General features: G+C 64.4%; 4 protein-coding genes. 3 read left to right on the top strand and 1 reads right to left on the bottom strand.

Annotated elements, in window-relative coordinates; all coding sequences use genetic code 11:
- Positions 1–892: 892 nt before the first annotated feature.
- Positions 893–1831 carry a zinc metalloprotease HtpX gene (gene htpX, locus JQ629_RS21475; RefSeq protein WP_212414359.1) on the bottom strand — a complete coding sequence of 313 codons (939 nt, stop codon included), beginning with the start codon at positions 1829–1831 and terminating at the stop codon, positions 893–895.
- 299 nt (positions 1832–2130) lie between these two features.
- Between htpX and JQ629_RS21470 the strand changes: the two genes are divergently transcribed.
- From JQ629_RS21470 to JQ629_RS21460, 3 genes are all read left to right on the top strand, one after another.
- Positions 2131–2502, top strand: coding sequence for a hypothetical protein (locus JQ629_RS21470; RefSeq protein ID WP_212414358.1), 372 nt, complete (start codon positions 2131–2133; stop codon positions 2500–2502).
- An 84-nt stretch (positions 2503–2586) separates the two neighbouring features.
- A complete protein-coding gene (locus JQ629_RS21465; RefSeq protein WP_249135188.1) occupies positions 2587–3834 on the top strand; it encodes an efflux RND transporter periplasmic adaptor subunit in 1248 nt (415 codons plus the stop codon).
- A complete protein-coding gene (locus tag JQ629_RS21460; RefSeq protein ID WP_212414357.1) occupies positions 3831–6995 on the top strand; it encodes an efflux RND transporter permease subunit in 3165 nt (1054 codons plus the stop codon). Before JQ629_RS21465 ends, JQ629_RS21460 begins: the two co-directional genes overlap by 4 nt.
- Positions 6996–7021 lie beyond the last annotated feature (26 nt).

Raw genomic sequence — 7021 nt, 5'->3', positions numbered from 1 at the left:
AGCCTCGCGTGGGCCGCCTGGATCGTCGGCCGGCTCGGCGGCTGGGACGGTTACCCCTCGTCCAAGCCGCCAGGTCCCATCACCATGAAGCACGGCCTCGAATACTTCCACGCCGCCGCCGCTGGATGGTGCCTTAGAGATGTGTGCATGCCCTAGGGCGTTCGCCGGGACCCATACCGCGTGATGTTCGTTGTTTTGGAAAGCATCTGACGCCAGCGTTCTCACCGATGGGCCGCGGCGTATGGGTCCCGGCTCAAGGCCGGGACGACGGCGGTGTTTGTTGTGCCACCATCATACAAAACACAACTTTGCATTCTCGCGACGCATTGCGCCCGAGCTTTGCTGGACACTTCCCGCCCTCTCCAATTAGAGGGCGCAGGGAAGACCGGGTGCGCGCTGCACCCGCGGTCCCGTGTGCGGATTGCACTAAGTGGCTGCACACGAGCATACAGGGCAGCGGTGAACACCCGGCCTTCCCTGCGCAATGGCTTTACGGCTTATGCCGTGATCTCCCCGGAGACGAGTTCTGGGTTGACTCCGTCGCTGTCGTTTCCGCTTGCGCTTCTCCGACAGCTTGACGCCGGCAACGGGCGCCAGGACCACACGGTTTTGCCGTACGTTAATCCACGCCGTCGTCAGACGTGAACCAGCGTCCACCGCATCCCGCCGCGCGTTCGTGACGTGCGCACGCCCCTCTTGTCGGGCGGGACGCGACGATTCAAACCGCTGATTTGCCCGACGAGGGAAGCGGAATTTTGCCCGTCGGGTTAATTTGTCGCAGATCTCTCCGTCGTCATTCCGGGGCGATGCGACAGCATCGAACCCGGAATCTCGAGATTCCGGGTTCACGCTTCGCGTGCCCCGGAATGACGAAGTGAGAGACGTTACGCGCTCATCCCCACGGGCCGCGCGAGGCTGAGGGGCGGCCCCACGGACCGCGGCGCGGCGTGTTGCGACCGGCACCAGCGGAAGCCGTGCCGCCCGCGCCCAACTCCGCCGCGAGCTGCTGCAGGGCGGCGATGCGGTTCTCGGTCGAGGGGTGCGTCGTGAACAGATTGTCGACGCCGTGTCCCGACAGCGGGTTGATGATGAACATGTGCGCCGTCGCCGGATTGCGCTCGGCTTCCATGTTCGGCACCTGAGGCGCCGCATTGGCGATCTTGGCCAGCGCGGAAGCGAGCCACATCGGCTGACCCACGATGCGCGCGCCGAGATCGTCGGCGGCGTATTCGCGCGTCCGGCTGATCGCCATCTGCACCAGCATCGCGCCGAACGGCGCCAAAATCATCATCGCGATCGAACCGACGATGCCGGGGCCATGATTGTTGTCGCGGTTGCCGCCGAAGAACGCGCCGAACTGCGCCACCATCGAGATGGCGCCGGCAATGGTCGCGGTGATCGTCATCAGCAAGGTGTCGTGGTTCTTGATGTGCGCGAGTTCGTGCGCAATCACGCCGGCCAGCTCCTCGCGGCTGAGCGAGTGCATCAATCCGGTGGTCACGGCAACCGCCGCGTTCTGCGGATTGCGGCCGGTGGCGAACGCGTTGGGCTGCGCCTCGTCCATCACGAAGACGCGCGGCATCGGCAGGCCGGCGCGCCCGGCAAGCTCGGCCACGAGGTTGTAAAGGTCGGGCGCGGTTTGCCGATCGACCTCATGGGCGCCGTACATCGACAGCACCATGCGGTCCGAGTTCCAGTAGGCGAACAGATTGGTCGCGGCGGCGATCACAAGCGCGATCATGGCGCCGCCGGCGCCGCCGATCAGATAGCCGACGCCCATGAAGAGGCCGGTAAGACCGGCCAAGAGAATGGCAGTCTTGAAATAGCTCATTGTTGTCTCCCTGCCGCCGCGGCCGCATGCCGTGGCAGACATGTCAGGATGTATGGAGCCTACTGGCCCCCCTTCAAGAAGCCATGGTGCGTCGAGGCGCCGCGGATTACCCGGATGTAATCTGGCGGATCGACCTGGCGCCTCAAATTCAACCCTCATTCCGGGGTGGTGCGCAAGCACCAGACCCGGAATCTCGAGATTCCGGGTTCGCTTCGCGCCCCGGAATGACGAAGGTATTCTGGCGAATTAGTGATCCAGCCGAGGTTCCCCTGGTGGCCGGAACGTGAGAAAATGCACGGGTGAAAATATGGTTCCATCTCGGCCGGCTGCTGGCGATCTTCGTGATCGCCGGGCTCGTGTTGGCGCCGCTTTCCCGGCCTGCGAACGCGGGCAACGGCATGGCCATGGCTGCGCCGGTGGCGGCGGAGATGGCGGAAATGGCCGCCGACATGCCATGCTGCCCGGACAAATCCGTGCCCATGGATTGCGACCAGTGCCCGCTGATGGCGCTCTGCATGGTCACCAATTTTCACGCGCCATCGCCGGCCGGGATGATTGAAGTCCGGCCCGTCACGATCCGGTTGCTGGCGCCCGGTAGCGACCCCGAGGCCGACAGCCTCGGCCAACATCCCCCGCCAAGACCTCCCCGCTCCCTGGTCCGTTCGGCTTAACGCCTGACGTCCCGGCGGCGCGTTCGCGCGTCCGCCAAGCATGCCGCTACCGCGGCTGACCAAGCGAGTTCGAGGATTTCGACAATGAAGACGATGCAGCTTTCGCGCGCCCTTTGGGGTGCGCTGATCGGCGTTGCCGCGACCGGCATAGCCGGTTTCGCAACCGCTGACATGAAGGACCACAGCGCGCACGGCACGGCCGCGCCATCAGCGGCGCCGGCCGAGCGCAAGATCAAATACTACCGCAACCCGATGGGACTGCCGGACACCTCCCCCACCCCCAAGCAGGATTCGATGGGGATGGATTACATCCCGGTCTATGAGGGCGAGGACAGCGATGACGGTTCGGTAAAACTGTCGCCGGGGAAAATCCAGCGCACCGGGGTCAGGTCGGAGCCTGCGGCGCCGCGCACCATCCGCAGCACGATCCACGCGCCGGGCACCATCCAGCTCGACGAACGCCGCGTCTCCGTGATCTCGATGAGGTCCGAAAGCTATATCCAGAAGGTTGCGAACGTCACCACCGGCAGCCATGTCGCCAAGGGCCAGCCCTTGATGGAAGTCTACAGTCCGGCGATCTCGTCGGCTGCGGCCGAATACATTTCAACCATCAATTCCCGGACGATCGGCAGCGACGCGGCCTATGGCAGGGGTTCGCGGCAGCGGCTGATGAATCTCGACGTGCCCGATGCGGCCATAACAGCGATGGAGAAAAGCCGGACGGTTCCCATTGCCGTCGAATGGACATCGCCGCGTGACGGCATCGTGCTCGAACGCAACGCCATCGAAGGCGCGCGCGCCCAGCCGGGCGACGTGCTGTTCCGGATCGCCGACCATAGCCAGCTCTGGGCCATCATCGACGTCGCCGAACGCGAAATGGGGATGGTCGCGCTCGGGCAACCGGCGACGGTAAAGGCGCGCGGTTTTCCCGGCCGCACATTCACCGGGAAGATCAACGTCATCTATCCGCAGATCAACAAGGAGACGCGCACCGGGCGCTTGCGGATCGAGCTTGCCAATCCCGATCTGGTGCTGGTCCACGACATGTATGTCGATGCCGAAATCGACATCGGCAGTTCCGCGCCGGTGCTGACAATCCCGGAGAGCGCCGTGATGGACACCGGCCGGCGCCGGGCGGTGTTCGTCGACAGAGGCGAAGGCCGCTTCGAGCCGCGCGAGGTCAAGCTCGGCCATCGCGGCGACGGTTATGTGGAGGTCCGCGACGGCGTCAGCGATGGTGAGCCGGTGGTGGTTTCGGCGAACTTCCTGATCGATGCGGAAAGCAATCTGAAGGCCGCGCTGAAGGGTTTTGCCGAGGGGGCGCAACAATGATCGCCCGCCTGATCGCGTGGTCGGCGCGCAATCTGCTGCTGGTGCTGTTCGGCGCCGGTTTTGCCACCGCCGCCGGCCTCTATGCGCTGGCGCATCTGCCGCTGGATGCCATTCCCGACCTCTCCGACACCCAGGTGATCGTCTATACCGAGTATCCCGGCCAGGCGCCGCAGGTGATCGAGGACCAGGTCACCTACCCCTTGACCACGGCGATGCTGACCGTGCCGCGTTCAAAGGTGGTACGCGGCTTCTCGTTCTTCGGCGTGTCGTTTGTCTATGTGATCTTCGAGGACGGCACCGATATCTACTGGGCGCGGTCACGCGTGCTGGAATTCCTCAACAGCGCTTCGGCGCGCCTGCCCGCGGGCGTGACGCCGACGATGGGACCGGACGCCACCGGCGTCGGCTGGGTCTACCAATACGCCGTCATGTCGAAAGAGCTGAACCTCGCCGACACCCGCGCGATCCAGGACTGGAATTTGAAGTTCGCGCTGGCCAAGGCGGAAGGCGTCGCCGAGGTCGCCAGCGTCGGCGGTTTCGTCCGGCAATACAACGTCATCCTCGATCCGCAGCGCATGCGCGACCTCGGCATCACCATGCAAAAGATGCGCGACGCGATCCGCGCCAGCAATGCCGACGTCGGCGGCCGCACCGTCGAACTGTCCGAGTTCGAATACGTCATTCGCGGCAAGGGCTACATCAAGGGCATCAACGACCTCGGCAATATCGTGCTCAAGTCCAGCGGCGGCACGCCGGTGCTGCTGAAAGACGTTGCCCGCGTCGAACTCGGTCCCGACGAGCGGCGCGGCATCACCGAACTCAACGGCGAAGGCGAAGTCGCCAGCGGAATCGTGCTGCAGCGTTTCGGCGTCAATGCGCTGGACGTGATTCAGAACGTCAAGAAGCGGATTGCCGAGATCGCCAGCAGCCTGCCGAAATCGGTCGAGATCGTCGCGGTCTATGACCGTTCGGACCTGATCAACGCCGCGATCGATACGCTCAAGCGCACCCTGTTCGAAGAGAGCGTGATCGTCGCTCTGGTATGCATCGTGTTCCTGCTGCATGTCCGCAGCGCGCTGGTCGCGATCCTGATGCTGCCGGTCGGCGTGCTGATGGCGTTCGGCGCCATGAAGCTGCTCGGCCTCGGCTCCAACATCATGAGTCTCGGCGGCATCGCGATCGCGATCGGCGCCATGGTCGATGCGGCGATCGTGATGATCGAAAACGCGCACAAGCATCTGGAGCGCGCCGAGCCTGGGCGATCGCGCATCGACGTGCTGATCGAGGCAGCGTCACAGGTGGGGCCCGCGCTGTTCTTCAGCCTCATGATCATCACCGTGTCGTTCATGCCGATATTTACGCTGGAATCGCAGGAAGGCCGGCTGTTCAGCCCGCTCGCCTTCACCAAGACCTTTGCGATGGCGGCGGCGGCGTTGTTGTCGGTGACGCTGGTGCCGGCGTTGATGGTGATCTTCGTGCGCGGCAAGATCATTCCCGAGCACAGGAACCCGATCAACCGCTTCCTGATCTGGGTCTATCGTCCCGTCATCAAGGCCGTGATGCGCGCCAAGGTGCTGGTGATCCTTCTGGCGGTGGCGGTGCTCGCCGTGACGATCTGGCCGGCGCGGCAGCTCGGCACCGAGTTCATGCCTAACCTCAACGAAGGCACTTTGCTCTACATGCCGACGACACTGCCCGGCATATCCGTCACCAAGGCCGGTGAATTGCTGCAGATCCAGGACCGGATCATCCGAAGTTTTCCGGAGGTGGCTTCCGTGTATGGCAAGGCCGGACGCGCCCTGACGGCGACCGATCCCGCCCCCTCCGAAATGTTCGAGACCGTGATCAATCTCAAACCAAAGGCGGAATGGCGGGCCGGTGTCACCGTGGAGAGCCTGACCGCCGAGATGGACCGGGCGCTGCAGTTTCCCGGCGTTTCCAACGCCTGGACCCAGCCGATCAAGGCGCGCATCGACATGCTGTCGACCGGCATCCGGACGCCTGTTGGCGTCAAGGTGATCGGCACGGACCTAGTCGAAATCGACCGGCTCGCAAAACAGATCGAGCAGGTGCTCAAGGCGGTGCCCGGCACGTCGTCGGCCTATGCCGAACGCGGCATCGGCGGCTATTACCTCGACATCGTCCCCGACCGCGCGGCACTGGCGCGCTACGGCATCATGGTGCAGGACGTCAACGACGTGATCGCGACCGCGCTTGGCGGCCAGACCGTCACCACGACGGTCGAGGGGCGTCAGCGCTTCGGCGTCAGCATGCGCTATCCCCGCGATTTGCGCAGCGATACGCAATCCATCATCCGTGACGTGCTGGTGCCGATGCCGGGCGGCGGCGCGGTGCCGCTCGGCGAAGTCGCCAAGGTCGCACCATCGCGTGGGCCGACCTCGATCCGTACCGAGAACGGGCAGCTCGCGGTCTACATCTATGTCGATATCCGCGACCGCGACATCGGCGGCTACGTCGCCGACGCGCAGGCCGCGGTGAAGGCCAGCATCCAGTTCCCGCCGGGCGCTTACGTGATGTGGAGCGGGAGCTACGAATACCTCGAACGCGCCACCGCGCGGCTGAAGATCGTGGTGCCGGTGACGCTCATGATCATCTTCCTGCTGCTCTATCTCAACTTCCGCTCGCTGACCGAAACCATGATCGTGATGCTGTCGCTGCCGTTCGCGCTTGTCGGCGGGCTCTGGCTGATGTGGTGGCTGGGCTTCAACCTGTCGGTCGCCGTCGTCGTCGGCTTCATCGCGCTTGCCGGCGTCGCCGCCGAGACCGGCGTCGTGATGCTGATCTATCTCAACCAGGCGCTCGACGAGATCCGGGCGCGCCGGGCGGCCGAGGGCCGCGCGCTGACGAAGCAGGACCTTTACGATGCGATCATGGAGGGCGCCGTCGAGCGGGTGCGGCCGAAAATGATGACAGTCGTTGCCATCATGGCCGGGCTATTGCCGATCATGTGGAGCACCGGCGCGGGTTCTGAAATCATGCAGCGGATCGCGGTGCCGATGATCGGCGGCATGATTTCATCGACGCTGCTGACCCTGATCGTGATTCCCGCGATCTATGCGCTGGTCAAAGGCGCGCGGCTGCAGCGGATTCTCCACCCAGCGATGAATCTCAATGGCAAGCCAGGCGAGGCCGGAATATGATGTTGGCCCCCGCTGGACGGACGGAG

It is taken from the genome of Bradyrhizobium sp. AUGA SZCCT0222, from assembly GCF_018130205.1.
GTDB lineage: Bacteria > Pseudomonadota > Alphaproteobacteria > Rhizobiales > Xanthobacteraceae > Bradyrhizobium.
Note: the sequence above shows the minus strand (reverse complement) of the source record. Positions and strands in the feature narration are given on the sequence as shown.

Coding starts and splice junctions, on each gene's coding strand:
- htpX (WP_212414359.1), bottom strand. CDS start 1,831: ATGAGCTATTTCAAGACTGCCATTCTCTTGGCCGGTCTTACCGGCCTC.
- JQ629_RS21465 (WP_249135188.1), top strand. CDS start 2,587: ATGAAGACGATGCAGCTTTCGCGCGCCCTTTGGGGTGCGCTGATCGGC.
- JQ629_RS21460 (WP_212414357.1), top strand. CDS start 3,831: ATGATCGCCCGCCTGATCGCGTGGTCGGCGCGCAATCTGCTGCTGGTG.